This is a genomic window from Fibrobacter sp. UWR4 (assembly GCF_003149045.1).
Lineage (GTDB): Bacteria > Fibrobacterota > Fibrobacteria > Fibrobacterales > Fibrobacteraceae > Fibrobacter.
Genome location: NZ_QGDU01000034.1, coordinates 18,296 through 33,256, shown reverse-complemented (window position 1 = coordinate 33,256; position 14,961 = coordinate 18,296). Strand labels below are relative to the sequence as shown.

The window sequence follows — 14,961 nt, the reverse complement described above, 5'->3', positions numbered from 1 at the left end:
GAACAATCGGCCGAGAAAACGACTTGGATTTCTCACCCCATTAGAGTATATTTCTAGGCAAGTTAAACAAATTTACTTGGCGACTTAAATTCGCCATGCTAAGATTTCCATCCATCATCAGGCGCGGTTCAAGGTGTTCAATATTGAAATTTCTCTGCGAGTTTTTTTGGGAAGATTTCTTAGACATGTTGATTATCTTGGATTTTTGTTATTGATGTAAAAATTTATTTCAACTTAATGCAGCGGACGGAAAGAGCATCAAATTTTGAACCTCTTGAAGCCCCCGAGCCATCAGTATAACGCGATATAACTTGATCAAGGGCCTGAACCTTATCTTGGAAAACAGATTCCGAGGGATAAAACATGTAAAACGCTGAATCTAAATCCGCGAAACCTCTTTGATCAAAATAAGCTCCCGACCCGGTAAGAGAAAGTCCGCTTTCATTGTTTCCTGTAAAATTATATTCAGAACGCAAGCCACGGACCCCGTATTCCGTACTGCTTCGGGCAACTTCAAAATCATGCCGCGTCATCAAACGCCAGCCTTTTGGACAAATTCCCTGGTGGTTTGGCTGTATAAGGTCGGCGCAACTCTTAGTATTACAACTGTCATTGAAACCCATCATCTCCGCCCACTGGTAGAGGCCGCCGTAACGGTCGCACTTGGTGGTGTCGTCGTTGTAGCAGTAGCGTTCGATTTTCGTGTCGTCGGTCATGTTTTCGCCAGCCTTCAAGGTGACATCGGCGATATTCAAGTTCTGTGCCATAACGTCTATGGTATCCTTGACACCATCTTCATCTTTGCCCATGATTGTCAGGTAGTAATAAATACGGCCATTGCGCGAGTCAGTAAATGTCTTGTAGCGCTCTTCCTTAAACTTTTCCAAAGGCAGGGTTTGATCGAACGGTTCATAGGGCCCAGAACTGGAACTTTCCGTAGGCACATAAAGCACATATCGTCCATCCACGCACAAATATATTTTTCCCGTATTTCCATCTGAAAGTATGCCTTCACAGGGCAACCCAACATAGTCGGTTATTTCACTCGAAGACGAACTCACAGAGGAACTGGACTTGGCCGAGCTGCTGCTGGATTTTTCCGAGGAACTGCTAGATTCCCGATCGGGGTCGGGAATGACAGAAGAAGATGACACATCGGCGGTGTCGCTGCCCTTGACGCTACTGCTAGATCCTTCGCTGTCGCTCAGGATGACACTGGAAGAAGAACCCGGAATGACAGAAGAGGAAGAGTCACCGTTGATACTGGAGGATGATTCATCATCCTCAACAGCGGAACTCAGGGAACCGTTTTCAGCAGATGCGCTGGTGGAGCCCGAGTCGTCGCCGCAGGCATTAAATGCGAACAGCGCAAAAGCGACCGCGCTCACCAAACCAATTTTCTTAAAAGTCTTCATAAAAAACTCCGAATATATTCACCATAAATTTAGTTTTTCTAAAACATCGTTCCCCCTGAAAATAAATTTTATTAATCAGAATTTGCCTAGTTTCCCATACGCCTCACCCTGAGGCATATAGAACATCTTGCATCCTGCATTCGCGTTAGGGATGGTTACCCCGTGAGCCAAAAGCAACTTGTATTAACAAGTTGTGTTGGCGAAAGTGAGGCGAAAGCCGAACGGTCTTTATGGGGCCGAGACTCGCGTAGCGCGGCTCGGTGAGCGAAGCGAATACAGCCCGACCCCGGCGGCGGTTCTGTTGTGCGTGTCCCGGGAGCCGGGGGAACGCCCAGAACAAACGATTTATTCTAAAGAACCTCAATGAAAATATGAAGTTCTCCCGTTACGAGAACAGCTTTATTTGGCTTAAGGAGTTACGAACTATATTATTTTAACAATAAAAAACTTGGCGAGTTGGATTTTGTCATTCAGCGCGGCGGAACGGTGCTCCCCAAACTCTTATTATCCCCAGACTTCGTCGGCGATTTCCTTAATCAAGGCGATCTTTGCCCACTGTTCTTCTTCGGTCAGCTTGTTGCCTACATCGCAGGAGGCAAAGCCACATTGAGGGCTCAGCTTCAGGCGTTCCAAAGGAATGTACTTGGTCGCTTCCTTAATGCGGGCGATAACTGTCACCTTGTCTTCCAGCTTGGGGGACTTGGAAGTAATCAGGCCAAGAACAACAACCTTGTCGGCGCTTACCTTTGACAAGGGCTCAAAACCGCCGGAGCGTTCGTCATCGTATTCCAGATAAAGCGTGTTCACATTTTCACGGGCGAAAACGTAATCCGCCACGGAATCGTAGGGGCCGCTGGTGAAATAGGTGGAGTGATAGTTGCCACGACAAATGTGGGTATTGATCTGCAAGTCCGCAGGTTTGCCTTCGATGGCCAGGTTGTTTACATGGAGCAGCTGGTTCTTCACTACATCCAGGCTCAGGCCCAGGGACTTGTAGCGCTGTGCAGCAGCATCGCCAACGATTGCACCCCAGGTGCAGTCATCGAACTGGATAGTTCTGCAGCCTGCATCATAAAGCTGACGGATCACGCCGCGGTAGGCGTAGGCAATATCTTCAATCAGTTCATCATTTGTGGCGTAGAACTTGCGGGTCGTTTCGATATTCTGGGGAACGATAAGCTGCTGGAAAAGTTGAGCAGGAGCAGGAATGGTCTGCTTGGCTTCATGACCGTCACTTTCAAGAGACTTCACGAACTTAAAATCTTCTACAAAGGGATGAGGCCTTACGCGAATCTTGCCTACCAAATAAGTAGCTTCAAGGTCAGCCACTTCGCCAGCGAACTGAACGCCACCGCCATCTTTCTGATGGGCGATTCCGTCAAAGCCCCAGAAAAAATCCAGATGCCAAAATTTGCGATTGTATTCGCCATCGGTAATGTAATGGAGTCCAGCCTTCTTCTGCTTTTCTACCAGTTCGCGAATGGCATTTTGCTTAATAGCCTTGTACTGAAGTTCAGTAATCTTGCCGGCTTCCAATTCAGCCTTGGCGTTCTTCAAATTTGCGGGGCGCAGAAAACTGCCCACCACATCAAAATGGTGCGTATTTGACATTGTATTTTTCCTTTTCATGTTGTCGCAGGGCTAAAGGAGTGCACTAGGCGCAAACCTTCGCCGCCACGCCGTCATCAAAGACAGTATTCAACTAAGAGTTATTTCTTAGATGCCGCCAAATATAGATGGAATCTATCGCTTTGTCCAATACTTAATTTTTAGAGTTTGCGATAGGTTTTTGCTATACGCCCTTATGAAAGAATCGATTCCACTTGATTTCAAAGGATCTTTTCTTTTGCAGGTGTATGACGAAGGTGACGCCAAAGACCATCAGCAAAATCGCCAAGAAGCACACCATAAAGTTGTAGAAGAATATGTGTATGTAATGGTCAAACAAACCGTCGCTCGGAGTCTTGAAGCAAAGAATCAGGGACTGCACGGAACGATAGGCATACATACCGGGAATCATGGGAAGTAGCGCCGGGAATGCCAAGGATTCGCAGGGGCACTTCCAGACTTTTCGCAAAAGGACTGCAAAAATCCCGATGGAGAAACCCGCTACGAGACTCGCCCATATAATGTGAAAGCCGCAAAGGTTCATCAACACAAATCGGGTGACGTGGCCTATAGCCGCCACAAGGCCACAGCCTGCGAAAATTCGTTTAGGCACATTGCTGATGCTTCCAAATCCGACGGCTGCAATGGAAGCGAAAAATCCGTCTTGAAGTAATGTCAGTAACATATTAGAAGAAATGAAGGTTGGTAAGAATAAGGCCTACGCAAAAACCTAGCGATAGGCAGATAGTTAGAATGGCGCCCTTAAAAAACTGGCTGATGCAACCCAGGAACATCCCATTCAGCAGGTTGCTAAGCGAATTAATGTAAGGAATCCCCGGAACCAGGTAAAGGATGCTTGTAGCGAGAGCCACATTAGGTGTTTCTCCAATCTGAAAAACATAGCCGCTAGTGCCAATGACCGTCGAAACAACAGCCGCTAGAATCGTACCCATTCGAAAATTCAGTTTGAACCGCGAGCACAAAGTTCTTCGCAAGTAAAACCCGCAGGCAGTCGCCGTAGCCACAATGGCCATGGAAATAAAGTCCCCGTTGAACAGCCTGCAGAACGAAGCGTTGGCAAGGCTCGCCAGCACAAGAACAAAATTTGGATGCAGCCTTTTTATCGCAAGAATCTTCTGGAACTTTTCATAGAAAATTTCGGGAGAATAATTTTCTGTCACCGTTTCCTTGGCAAGATGATTCAGCAAAATAATCCTGTCAAAGTCAAGGGGATTTTCCTTGATCTTCTGGTTGATGGTATAAGTTTTCTGAAGTTTATCATCTACAGCGCAAAGGAGAATGTGCTGCGGCAAGCCTGTCACTTCGGCATGAATTCCAAAGTGGGTCGAAAGGTACGCCACGCTGGACAAAACCTGCATACTGGTCGCGCCGCAAGCAGCCAGCGTCGCCGCAAACTCCGCAATCATTTTGCAAACAATGAATTCCTGATTCTCCTGTTGTTCAAGAATTTCAGAAAGCGGCGAGGCGCTCGTCCCCATCCCTTTCTTCGTGAAAAATGCTTCATAAATAATCAGGAAAAGTACGATTGCAAAACAGGCGCCAATAAGAACGGTTGCATTTCCAGAGGAAACGCTAGTGATGTCAATATCAATTCCCATGGAAATGCCCTCAACAAAAACTAGTCTTCGATGCAGCGGACAGACGCAGCAATATCCTTGTTGAAGTGTTCCACGGTAATGATGCCATTATCACTGATGTTCAGCATATAGGCGCGAACCGCATCGTACTCGTCATCAATCCAAATGCGAGCCGACTTGTCGCGATCCACATAGTTATCTTCATGGTAACGAAAACCTGCATTAACCACATTCAGCTTTGCAAATTCACCGGATGCAATCAGAGATTCATACTCAGCTTTTGTAGGAACATGCCAGCCAAGAGGACAAGCCTTCTTTGCGGCAGCCCAAGTATAAAGGCGACCATAGTCAAGACACATCTTGAAATCATCGCCATAGCAGTAGCTGAAATCCGTGTAGAAATTGGCATTCTGTGCAAACCACTTTTTCCCATTGGCATTCACGACCTTATAGACATTCTCGCTACATTTCAGGGATGTTTGATCATCGCTGAATTTGCATTTGTGGAAGTCTTCGCAGGCGGTAAGGACGAGAGTTGCGGCAATTGCCAAGAAGGGAAGAATTTTCATCATTGTGAACTCCTATGTTTTTTGTTCAGGCAACAATGTAGAATGTCAAAGTTTTCTTGACTAATACTTTATATTTCTGAAAATTATAAGTTTTTAAAATACAATCAATTTTTGTGATAGATAAATCACGAAAGATGAATATTTGGGCTATACACTAAAAAAAGAAAGCAGAATGCCGCAGCCATTCAAGCCAAAAAACTTGTGCGGAGCAAAGCTAACCGTATCGGCCACACCAAAGTCAAAGGGGCGCTGACAGAGGTACGATCTTTCGTGAAACGAAAAAACTACTTCGTGATAATCCCCGAAGCTACAATTCCCTGACCGGCGTACAGTACAAGAATTTGGCCCGGAGCGGAAGCGAACTGAGGTTCATCAAAATGCACGCTGATCTTACCTGCGGACACATCTAAGGACGTAATGTGAGCGGTAGCGCCCTTGTGGCCCAAGCGGATGTGAGCCGTAAGAGGTTCCTTCAAAAGCGGAGAATCTTCGTCCACCATCAGGTTCAATTCCTCGGCATTCACATCTACGCAGCTCATGACACTACGGGGGCCAAGAATCACCTGGTTCTTTTTCACATCGATACTTACAACAAAATATGGTTCCGGAAGGCCGCCAATATTCAGGCCCTTACGCTGACCGATGGTGTAATGAATAATACCACGGTGCTTACCCAGCACCTTGCCGTTCATATCCACAAAGTCACCGGGCTTGTTATCCGATTCATCAAAGAGGACGGTGTAATCCCCACATTCCAAAAAATCCTGGCTTTCCTTCTTGGTGGCAAAATCCACCCAGCCGATTTCGGCTGCCAAAGCCTTCACATCCGTCTTCCTCATTCCACCCAGAGGGAAAATCACCGTGGAAAGTTGCTCCGCAGTCAAACGAGAAAGGAAGTAGGTCTGGTCCTTGGAATTATCCAGGGCAGCGTAAAGGAAAGGTTCCTTGGGATTCTTAAATTCCACGCGAGCATAATGACCAGTGGCAAAATAATCAAATTCCACTCCAATGCGACGGGTAGCGGAATGCAAGGCGCCAAACTTAATATTCTGATTACAGCGGACACACGGATTTGGCGTACGTCCGGCACGGTATTCGGCGCGGAAATAGTCCAAAACTTCTCGCTTGTAATCTTCCGTGACACGAACCACATAATGGGGAATCCCAAGGCGATCGGCAACCGTTTTCGCCTGAGCAATATTTTCGTCTTCCCCCGGGCCAAAACAACCTTCACGGCCCTCCACATGGGGCATGTTCTTGATGGATCCATCCCACGTCGCCATGGTGACACCAATGACTTCGTAACCCTGCTGTTTCAACAGGTACGCAGCAAGAGCAGAGTCAACACCACCAGAAAGGCCAACAGCCACACGTTTCTTAGAGGATTCCGTATTCATACTAAAAATATAGGTTTTTAAAGAGCGTTTAAGGGCATGTTTTTCCAAATTGGAATAGCATTTCTACCGTCTTGCATCAAAACATTTCCAAATAAAATCTACTTATATAGTGTGAAACAGTTTCAATTTGAATTTTCAGGCGTTGTCAAGCTAAAAAAGGAGCTCGACAAGATCAATCAGTGGAGGACGTCCAAGCTGACTTCCTCTGTCGTTTTTAGCATTTATGCGGAAAATACAGACAAAGAGCAGATTGATCTGGCCTGCGAAATCATTGAAAGCGAAATGCCAGACGCCCTATATTTCGGCTGTTCCACCAACGGCACTATTATGGACGGAGGATTGTCCGACTCCCCCTTCGTGGTGGTCTGCACCATTTGTGAATACCCGTCCACCCAAATCCACCTGTTGCAATATACCCTCACCCAGGACACCGCTCTGGATGTCATCGACGATTTGAAGAAGGAAATCGCCAAGCGTCCCTGGGTAAAGGCGGTGGAACTCCTGGCAACCCTTCGTGGCATGTCCATGACCCCCTTCTGCGAAGCTTGCGCCGATATCAATCCCGAAATCCAAATTTTCGGCGGTGGCGCTTTCAATATGGACATCAACAATGACAGCTCCTGTGTTTTTTCCAAGGCCAAGGGATTTTCGGAACGGGGCGTAGTATTCCTGCTTTGCGGTGGCGAGGATCTGAACGTTTACACCACCCACATTACGGGCTGGAAACCTCTAGGAAGGGAATTCATTGTCACAAAAGCTAACGGCAGTCTTTTGCAGGAACTGGACGGCAAGCCCGCCTATGACGCCTATTTCAAATATTTGAACATTCCCAACAACGAGCATTTTTTCTACAACACCCTGGAATTTCCTTTCTTCTACAACCATCATGGTATAAACATCCTGAGAGCGCCCATCGCCAGTAACGAGGACGGCTCCCTTACCATGACCTCCAATATCGAGGAAAAGGTTAGCGCAAGAATTGCCTATGGAGACCCCTGGACAATTCTTGCCAGCATCCAGGACGGCGGACAGGAAATTGCCAAGTTCCAACCCGAAATCATCAAGGTATTTTCCTGCGCCGCACGCCGTACCTTCTGGGGTAACGACAGCATCAGCAAGGAAACAGGTCCCTTCCAGAATGTAGCCCCCACTTCCGGCTTTTACACCTCCGGTGAATTCCTCCGTTGCAATCAGGAGCTGATCCAGCACAATGTGACGCTTGTGATTGCAGCCATCCGCGAAGGACATCTGGACGACAGCATTCCTTTCCATATGGAAACCGAAAATTTCTCCGGAAAGGTTTCCATGATTAACCGTCTCGCCACCTTTATTGACGCAGCCACTGCGGAGCTGGCGGAAGCCAACCAGAAATTGGCAAAGGTCGCTATCGAAGATAGTCTTACAGGCTTATACAATCGCGGGGAAATCCAACGCAGAATCTTATCCGCCCTAGATGATTTTAAGGAATCCGGCAAAAAGCTAAGCCTGATCATGATGGATATTGACAACTTCAAAATGGTCAATGATACCTACGGTCATAAGGAAGGCGACATCGTAATCCTAGGTCTCACAAAGACTATTACAGAAGTCGTCCAGAATCACAGTCCCGAAGCTTCCTGCGGACGCTGGGGTGGTGAAGAATTTGTAATCGTCCTTCCCGGTATCGAACGCAAAGAAGCCGCCGAAATTGCAAACGAAATCCGCGTCAAATTCGCCTCCGTTACCTTCCCTCTGAGTCGACGCAAGACAATTAGCGTCGGTGTGGTGGAGGCGATTCGCGGGGAAAGCGCTGATACAGTCTATGTCCGTATGGACAGCGCCCTATACGAAGCAAAGAATAACGGAAAGAACCAAGTATTTTTAGGATAATGGAGAACACAAAATGAATACGCAAAAACTTGACGCTCTTTTTGATGCATACTCCATCGCTGCCGACGGAGCATACGTTTACGTATGCGATATTCAGCACGACTATTCCAGATGGTCCAGAGCCGCAGTAGATTACTTCGGCCTTCCTGGTGAGTACATGGAAAATGCAGGTCAAATCTGGGTGGAACATATAAGCCCAGAAGATCGGGAAGATTTTATAACAAACATTACGGATATTTTTGAAGGTCGCGAAAAAAGCCATAACATTCAGTATCGTGCCATGGCCAAAGACGGTAACTACGTTCTTTGCACTTGCAGCGGCGTCGCCATTCCCGACGACAATGGCGCACCTGCCTACTTCTGCGGGATTATCAAGAACCACGACTGTCTGAACTACACAGATTCCATCACGAATCTCCGCAGTCTCTACGGATTTCTGGAAGATGTCAAAGGTTTCCTCTGGAAAAAGCAGCACGTCAACATTATCATGATTGGTCTAGAGGATTTCTCCAGAGCAAATGATATCTACAATTACGCCTTTGGCAATAGAATTCTCCGTAAGTTCGGTTCCATTCTCCAGCAAGCCTTCCGTGGTATGGGCACCGCCTACCGTATGGACGGCACCAAGTTCGCCGTCATTTCCGATAAATGTTCCGCAGAGGAGCTGGATGCCACCTACCGCGATGTTCAGAATCTGGTAGCACAGAATCTCTACGTGGCATCGGATCGCATTGCCCTATCGCTTTGTGCAGGCGCTGTAAGTGTTGACGATTTCTCCGTCAATGCCGATGCCGTTTATTCCTGCCTTAAGTTCGCTTTCGCCGAATCCAAGAATAATCACCATGGCGACTTCGTCCTCTTCAAGGATTCCCTCAACAACGATCAGAAGGACACCTTAAAGAGAATCAACTGCATTCGTAACTGCATCATCGACAACTGCAGTGGTTTCTACCTTTGCTACCAGCCGGTGGTAGATACCCAGACCTCAAAACTGAAAGGGGCCGAAGCCCTTATCCGCTGGCGTAACAATACTTACGGTGTCGTCCCGCCCATTTCCTTCATTCCCGTTCTGGAACAGGATAGCCTTTTCCCGGAATTGGGAAAATGGATCTTAAAACAGTCTCTCATTGATTGCAAGAAAATCCTTTCCAGTAATCCTGATTTCATCATTAACGTGAACCTTTCTTACGCCCAGCTGGAAAAGAATAATTTCGCTCAAGAAGTGATCAATCTTCTGGACGAGTTGCAATTCCCTGCAAAAAATCTCTGCCTGGAAATTACAGAACGTTGCCGCCTGCTGAATGTCAATTTGTTGAAAAACATTTTTGAAACTCTCCGCGCAAAGGGCGTCCGCATTGCACTGGATGATTTTGGCACAGGGTTCTCTTCGCTGGGAATTCTCCGCGAACTGCCGGTCAATACAGTAAAAATTGACCGCGGTTATGTGATGAATATTGAAAGGGATGACAAGGACAAGAACACCGTAAATTTCATTAACGTCCTGGCAAAATCTTTCTCTGCGGAAGTCTGCGCCGAAGGTATTGAATCCACAGGCATGCGTGATGAACTCAGGAAGCTGAACGTAACTAGCCTGCAAGGCTATTATTACTCCAAGCCCATTGAGTTCAATGAATTCCACCAAAAGTTTTGCAAGTAACTACATTGGTGGCGGCATGTATTCCCACTTTCCGCCGTAGCAGAAGAACTCGCAACCATTTTCGCTTTTGTTATAACCGTCTTCAATGTTGCAGGCGGAGCCTTCCACCTGAACGCCATCCACAGTCAACGCCTTGCATCTCGCCTGTTCCGTCGACACATTTGATGTTCCGCAGTCCATGTCGCCTACACAAGCGCCAGGTCTATAGCCAATGATTTTCCATTTGCCATTTTTGCATTCGTACTCGTACATTTCGTCGTATCGGGTATCGCCTTCCTGATTAATGCATTCTCCGCCACGCCATTCGCTGGAACTGCTATTCGCGACGTTACTGGAACTGCTATTTGCGGCGACACTGGAGCTGGATTCAATAATCGGCTTGGCACAGTTAGTATATTGCCAATGGGTTCCGTCGCAAATCATGATGCTACCGCCGTTGCAGCTGTAAGCCTCCATGCCCTTCTGATCCTCAAAGCAATCCATGGGGCTGCAACCGATGGCAGCACAAACTTCACCTTCAAATTCAGTGTCGATGCATTTCTCCGTGTAGACCGCAGTTCCGCAGGATGGTGTAGGAATACTGAAGGAACTATCAGGGACAACATTCTCGTTGCTGCCAGAAGAATTCAGCGCCTCACTTGAGGAAGAAAGGTATACACCTGCAGAGGAAGAAGATTCCGTCAAATTTTCAACAGGATTAACAGGTGCTGAAGACGGCGCGCTTGAAGAATCGTCTCCGCAGGCAACAAGAGCCATAACCGTCAGGGCCGTGGAAAGCCCTAACACAAATTTTGAGTTTTTCATGATTTTTCCTTTATCTCAATAAAATTTTATTCACCCATTCCGACGAAACATCAATGGAGTTAGCAGGCCTGCATTCCGTCTCAAAACGACCATCGGATTCAATAAATTCAATTTTAGGATTGCTAGAAAGTTCTCCGCAGTAACGGAACAAAATTCCAAACACTCTATCTTTATTAGTGCTTTCGCAGGTGTGTGAACGAAGTGCTATCACGGTTAACTTGCCGCCTTCAATATTTGCAAGAACAAATCCCGCTTCTGGAGAGTAATAGCCATCCATACCAAGGGGAGATATATTCAGTAGATAGAACGGACAATATTCATCAACGCTCGGCGTCTTTGCAAGATAATCTATTGTCTTCGGGAACATCATTTCAACATGGGACATGTCCATATCTTTGTGCAAACCCGGCGTAGTCAATTCGTAATAGACAGGAGCCGCATCTTCACAATCATCCGATGCCCCGCCACACTGTTTTTCATACACCAAGTTATAAGCAAGAACATTGTCATCAAACTTCGTGTTGACATCGTTCACATACTGCTTGACGAAGTTATCAAGAGTCTTCGGCAGTTCACTATTGCTCGGCGGAACAACGGTCGGACGGTCATCGCGTTCAGAACCCGGAGGAGTAAAGGAACTGCTAGATTCCTCGCTGCCGCTCGGAATGACAGAGGAGGAGCTTGAAACCATAGAAGAGGAACTCAGGATGACAGAAGAAGACGAAACATCTTCAATGGCAATCTGGTTCGGTTCTTCTGCGGTTCCCGCAGTGGACGGATTATCAGAGCAAGCGCAGAACAATCCCGCGGACAATCCGATGAAACTAGCCACGGACAAAATGAATTTACTTTTCATCATCCTTCTCCTTCGCGTTCTTTGTCAGCGGGAACAGTTGCAGATTCAGGCGATAAACCTGATCGATATTTTCATCTTCTGCAGCGATGGCAATAATTTTGCGGCGGCATTCATCCAGTTCCTTCACGATCCGCTCGTAAGAATTTTTAGAAACGCCCATGGTGACGCCAGTAAAGTTCCGTTCTTCCTTCGGCAAGTCCAGCGAGTTTGCCGCAAGGCAGGCCATCTTGTAATGCATTCCGCGAATGGCCAGGCGAGTCGCTTCCGGCGAACCCGTAATAGATTTTTCCGCCTGTTCAAAAGTATCGTCCGACTTCTTTTTCAAGAAACCATTTTTCGTGAGGAACGCAAGAGCTTCTCGCACTTCTTCCGCAGAAACTTTCGGCAAACATTTCTTCGCCATTTCTCCAGGCGTCGCCCCCGGCATCATGGGAGCGAGTTCGCGAAGCACCGGATTTTTCCAGCTTTCATAAAAGTCGAAAAGTTCGCTGTCAATGACTCGCACCTTATGAAGCCTTGCAATGGAAACCATTTCTTCGTAGGCAAGCTTTTTCTTCGTTTGGTCTTCTTCCTGACCAAACTTCACCATGGCCCTAAAGTAATCCATCTCGAAACCCACAAGCCCCATGGCCTCGCCTGCGCGCTCCACACCGATTCGACTCAGTTTGCTCTTTCCGTCGCACACCACCTTCATGTAGGACGACGACGAAAATCCGGCCTTCTTGGAAAACTCACGCCAGGTAAACCCATGGCGTAATTTCTGCTCCTCATAGAAGTCCAGCATGAACTTTCGAAAATCGGTGTATTCAACGATAGGTTTCATTGCCTAAAAATATAGGCTTATGCAAAAACTTTTCAAATAATTCTATGCAACAAAAATTTGATTTTCGAACTAAAACCGTAATTTTTATAGAAAATCTTTCAGAAAATTCTTTCATATACAACAATCTGTTGCATATAGAAAACTCGCAAAAAAAAGCAGAACAGCTTTTGCCATTCTGCCCTAAAAATTTATAGAAAGCGCCCTATTTGATGATATTGGCGTCATCCATAAAGCTGGTAATCGGCTTGGCTTCATACTGAATGCACATCATGACCATTTCTGCATCAGAGGTGTTGCGCAGGGCACGGACACCCGCTGGAGCTACGCGGACAACACTACCTTCGCCAACGGCAAACTTTTCGCCGTCCACTTCATACTCACCCTTACCAGAAATAATCACATAGATTTCTTCGTGAGTTTTGTGGGAATGGAAAAACGGAGCATCTTCACCAGCGGCAAGACGCTGAAGGGACGCCTCGGCACCAGTCATAGCAAGTTCCTGGCCAAGGAAAACCTTACCTTCTACATTCTTCCAGCCATTAAAGTTTTTTACTGCGTAATTCTTCATGATGTTACCTCTTTTTTTTATTGGTCACTTTTAGAGACTTCCTCTTTTTAAGCGATCATAAGTTAAAAACAAACATTCCTAAAAACAAGAAGGCACAAAATAGTGCCATAGTTACCTTTTAGTAACCTTTGCAAAATTCAAGAATTTTCAAGATATTGCTATCAAATAAAAATTTTATTACTTTTATAGAGTAAGTATAAAAAAGAGAGTGTTTATGTCTAAAATTATATTAAAAGACGACAACTTTCCAAATTGCCCAATACGGAACATATTGAGCCGCATAGGGGATAAATGGTCCATGCTGGTACTTTACACATTATCTCAACAGCCCGTTTGCAGATTCAATCAATTACAGCGTAGCATTCCAGACATTTCACAAAAAATGCTAACCTCAACCCTCAAGACCCTGGAAGCCGACGGCATCGTCGATCGAAAAGTCTCCCCAGAAGTTCCGCCCCGCGTCGAATACTCAATTTCCAAACGCGGCGACACCTTGCTGCCCATCCTCCAGGATTTAATCAACTGGGCCGCACTAAACATGAAAAAGATTGTGAAGGACAGAGAAAAAAAGATGACATCCCAATAGGATTACTTCATAAATTCGCTTGGGGTTAGCCCAGACACGCACCCATTTCACATAAATTATATTTCACTCCATGGAACTTCGGACCCTCAAATACTTCTTAGCCGTCGCCCAGGAAGAAAGCATTTCCAAGGCGGCAAGCGACGTGCTGTTCGTTACCCAGCCAACACTTTCCCGCCAAATGCAGGAGCTGGAAGAAGAGCTGGGCGTAAAGCTGTTTGAGCGTTCCAACAAGAAGACCATCCTTACCGAAGACGGCATTCTCTTCCGCAAGAGAGCCGAAGAAATCGTGGCCCTTGCAGAACGCACTGCAAGCGAATTTAAGGTCGCAAGCCAACAGGAACTTACCGGCGACATTTTCGTAGGCGGTGGCGAAACCGACGGCATGCGAGTCATCGCCAAAGTCTTCAAGAAATTCAACGAAAGACATCCTCAAGTTCGTCTGAACCTTTTCAGCGGAAACGCCGCAGACGTTACCGAAAAACTGGACCAGGGACTTCTTGATTTCGGCATTCTCATCGAGCCTGTAAATAAGCAGAAATACGATTATCTCGCCCTGCAAAGCAAGGACACCTGGGGACTCCTCGTTCGCAGAGATTCGGAACTTGCAGAACGCAAATTTATAAAGCCCGCAGACCTAACAAAAATTCCACTGATTGTTTCTAGGCAATCCTTTAGAAGCAATGAATTTTCCGGCTGGCTGGGCCGCATTCCCCTGAATGTCATCGCAACATACAACTTGCTCTTTAACGCATCCCTCATGGTAAAGGAAGGCGTGGGCTACGCCCTCTGCCTCGACAAAATCATCAGCACCTCTGATGATAGCGAGTTGAAGTTCATCCCCCTGCGTCCCGCCCGAGAAGTGGGTCTGGTGGCCGTCTATAAAAAGAACGCCGCCTTCAGTAAACCGGCAGCGCTCTTCCTGGAAATGCTCAAGCAGGAACTGGAATAAATAACAAGATCACCAGTTTTCAAAACTAAAAATTTACTTTTGGGCGTTCCCCCGGCTCCCGGGACACGCACAACAGAACCGCCGCCGGGGTCGGGCTGTCGCGTTATCGGCTCGCTCCGCTCCCCGTCCGTTCAGCCTCGCGCTCCAGGCAACTGCACAAGTCAAGGGTCGCGCGAGTCCGAATGGCTTCGCCACTTCCATCCCTAACGCAAAACGCAGGATGCAAGATGTTCTATATGCATCCATCAACAGCGCAAGATTT

15 protein-coding genes are annotated in these 14,961 nt (G+C 46.8%); 4 read left to right on the top strand and 11 right to left on the bottom strand.

The window, feature by feature from the left end; all coding sequences use genetic code 11:
• Nucleotides 1-40: 40 nt before the first annotated feature.
• From BGX12_RS16130 to mnmA, 7 genes are all read right to left on the bottom strand, one after another.
• On the bottom strand, nt 41-187 hold the full coding sequence (locus tag BGX12_RS16130) for an LEPR-XLL domain-containing protein (RefSeq protein ID WP_109736425.1): 147 nt from the start codon (nt 185-187) through the stop codon (nt 41-43).
• 37 nt (nt 188-224) lie between these two features.
• Entirely contained in the window at nt 225-1,415 is a 1,191-nt protein-coding gene (locus tag BGX12_RS12750; RefSeq protein WP_109736424.1) for an FISUMP domain-containing protein, read from the bottom strand.
• A gap of 504 nt (nt 1,416-1,919) precedes the next feature.
• Nucleotides 1,920-3,026, bottom strand: a complete 1,107-nt coding sequence (locus tag BGX12_RS12745) for a 5-methyltetrahydropteroyltriglutamate--homocysteine S-methyltransferase (RefSeq protein WP_109736423.1) — start codon at nt 3,024-3,026, stop codon at nt 1,920-1,922.
• A gap of 181 nt (nt 3,027-3,207) precedes the next feature.
• Complete coding sequence (locus BGX12_RS12740; protein ID WP_109736422.1) at nt 3,208-3,708, bottom strand: threonine/serine exporter family protein; 501 nt, start codon at nt 3,706-3,708, stop codon at nt 3,208-3,210.
• Between the two features lies 1 nt (nt 3,709).
• Nucleotides 3,710-4,642, bottom strand: a complete 933-nt coding sequence (locus tag BGX12_RS12735; protein WP_109736421.1) for a threonine/serine exporter ThrE family protein — start codon at nt 4,640-4,642, stop codon at nt 3,710-3,712.
• A 20-nt stretch (nt 4,643-4,662) separates the two neighbouring features.
• Entirely contained in the window at nt 4,663-5,193 is a 531-nt protein-coding gene (locus tag BGX12_RS12730; RefSeq protein WP_109736420.1) for an FISUMP domain-containing protein, read from the bottom strand.
• A gap of 281 nt (nt 5,194-5,474) precedes the next feature.
• A complete protein-coding gene (mnmA, locus tag BGX12_RS12725; RefSeq protein ID WP_109736419.1) occupies nt 5,475-6,587 on the bottom strand; it encodes a tRNA 2-thiouridine(34) synthase MnmA in 1,113 nt (370 codons plus the stop codon).
• A gap of 111 nt (nt 6,588-6,698) precedes the next feature.
• On the opposite strand from mnmA, the gene BGX12_RS12720 reads away from it, so the two are divergent.
• Nucleotides 6,699-8,456: a diguanylate cyclase domain-containing protein gene (locus BGX12_RS12720; RefSeq protein ID WP_109736418.1), complete on the top strand. Its 1,758-nt coding sequence runs from the start codon at nt 6,699-6,701 to the stop codon at nt 8,454-8,456.
• A gap of 13 nt (nt 8,457-8,469) precedes the next feature.
• Nucleotides 8,470-10,113: an EAL domain-containing protein gene (locus tag BGX12_RS12715; RefSeq protein ID WP_109736417.1), complete on the top strand. Its 1,644-nt coding sequence runs from the start codon at nt 8,470-8,472 to the stop codon at nt 10,111-10,113.
• Here the strand turns inward: BGX12_RS12715 and BGX12_RS12710 are convergent, their stop codons facing one another.
• From BGX12_RS12710 to BGX12_RS12695, 4 genes are all read right to left on the bottom strand, one after another.
• On the bottom strand, nt 10,114-10,917 hold the full coding sequence (locus tag BGX12_RS12710) for a hypothetical protein (RefSeq protein WP_146196340.1): 804 nt from the start codon (nt 10,915-10,917) through the stop codon (nt 10,114-10,116).
• Nucleotides 10,918-10,927: 10 nt separating this feature from the next.
• Nucleotides 10,928-11,776, bottom strand: coding sequence for a hypothetical protein (locus tag BGX12_RS12705; RefSeq protein WP_109736415.1), 849 nt, complete (start codon nt 11,774-11,776; stop codon nt 10,928-10,930).
• On the bottom strand, nt 11,763-12,596 hold the full coding sequence (locus tag BGX12_RS12700) for a TIGR02147 family protein (protein WP_109736414.1): 834 nt from the start codon (nt 12,594-12,596) through the stop codon (nt 11,763-11,765). Before BGX12_RS12700 ends, BGX12_RS12705 begins: the two co-directional genes overlap by 14 nt.
• A gap of 202 nt (nt 12,597-12,798) precedes the next feature.
• Nucleotides 12,799-13,164 carry a cupin domain-containing protein gene (locus BGX12_RS12695; protein ID WP_109736413.1) on the bottom strand — a complete coding sequence of 122 codons (366 nt, stop codon included), beginning with the start codon at nt 13,162-13,164 and terminating at the stop codon, nt 12,799-12,801.
• Nucleotides 13,165-13,378: 214 nt separating this feature from the next.
• On the opposite strand from BGX12_RS12695, the gene BGX12_RS12690 reads away from it, so the two are divergent.
• Both BGX12_RS12690 and BGX12_RS12685 read left to right on the top strand, forming a co-directional pair.
• A complete protein-coding gene (locus tag BGX12_RS12690) occupies nt 13,379-13,750 on the top strand; it encodes a helix-turn-helix domain-containing protein (RefSeq protein ID WP_109736412.1) in 372 nt (123 codons plus the stop codon).
• Nucleotides 13,751-13,820: 70 nt separating this feature from the next.
• Nucleotides 13,821-14,699: a LysR family transcriptional regulator gene (locus tag BGX12_RS12685; protein ID WP_109736411.1), complete on the top strand. Its 879-nt coding sequence runs from the start codon at nt 13,821-13,823 to the stop codon at nt 14,697-14,699.
• The last annotated feature ends 262 nt before the right edge of the window (nt 14,700-14,961 follow it).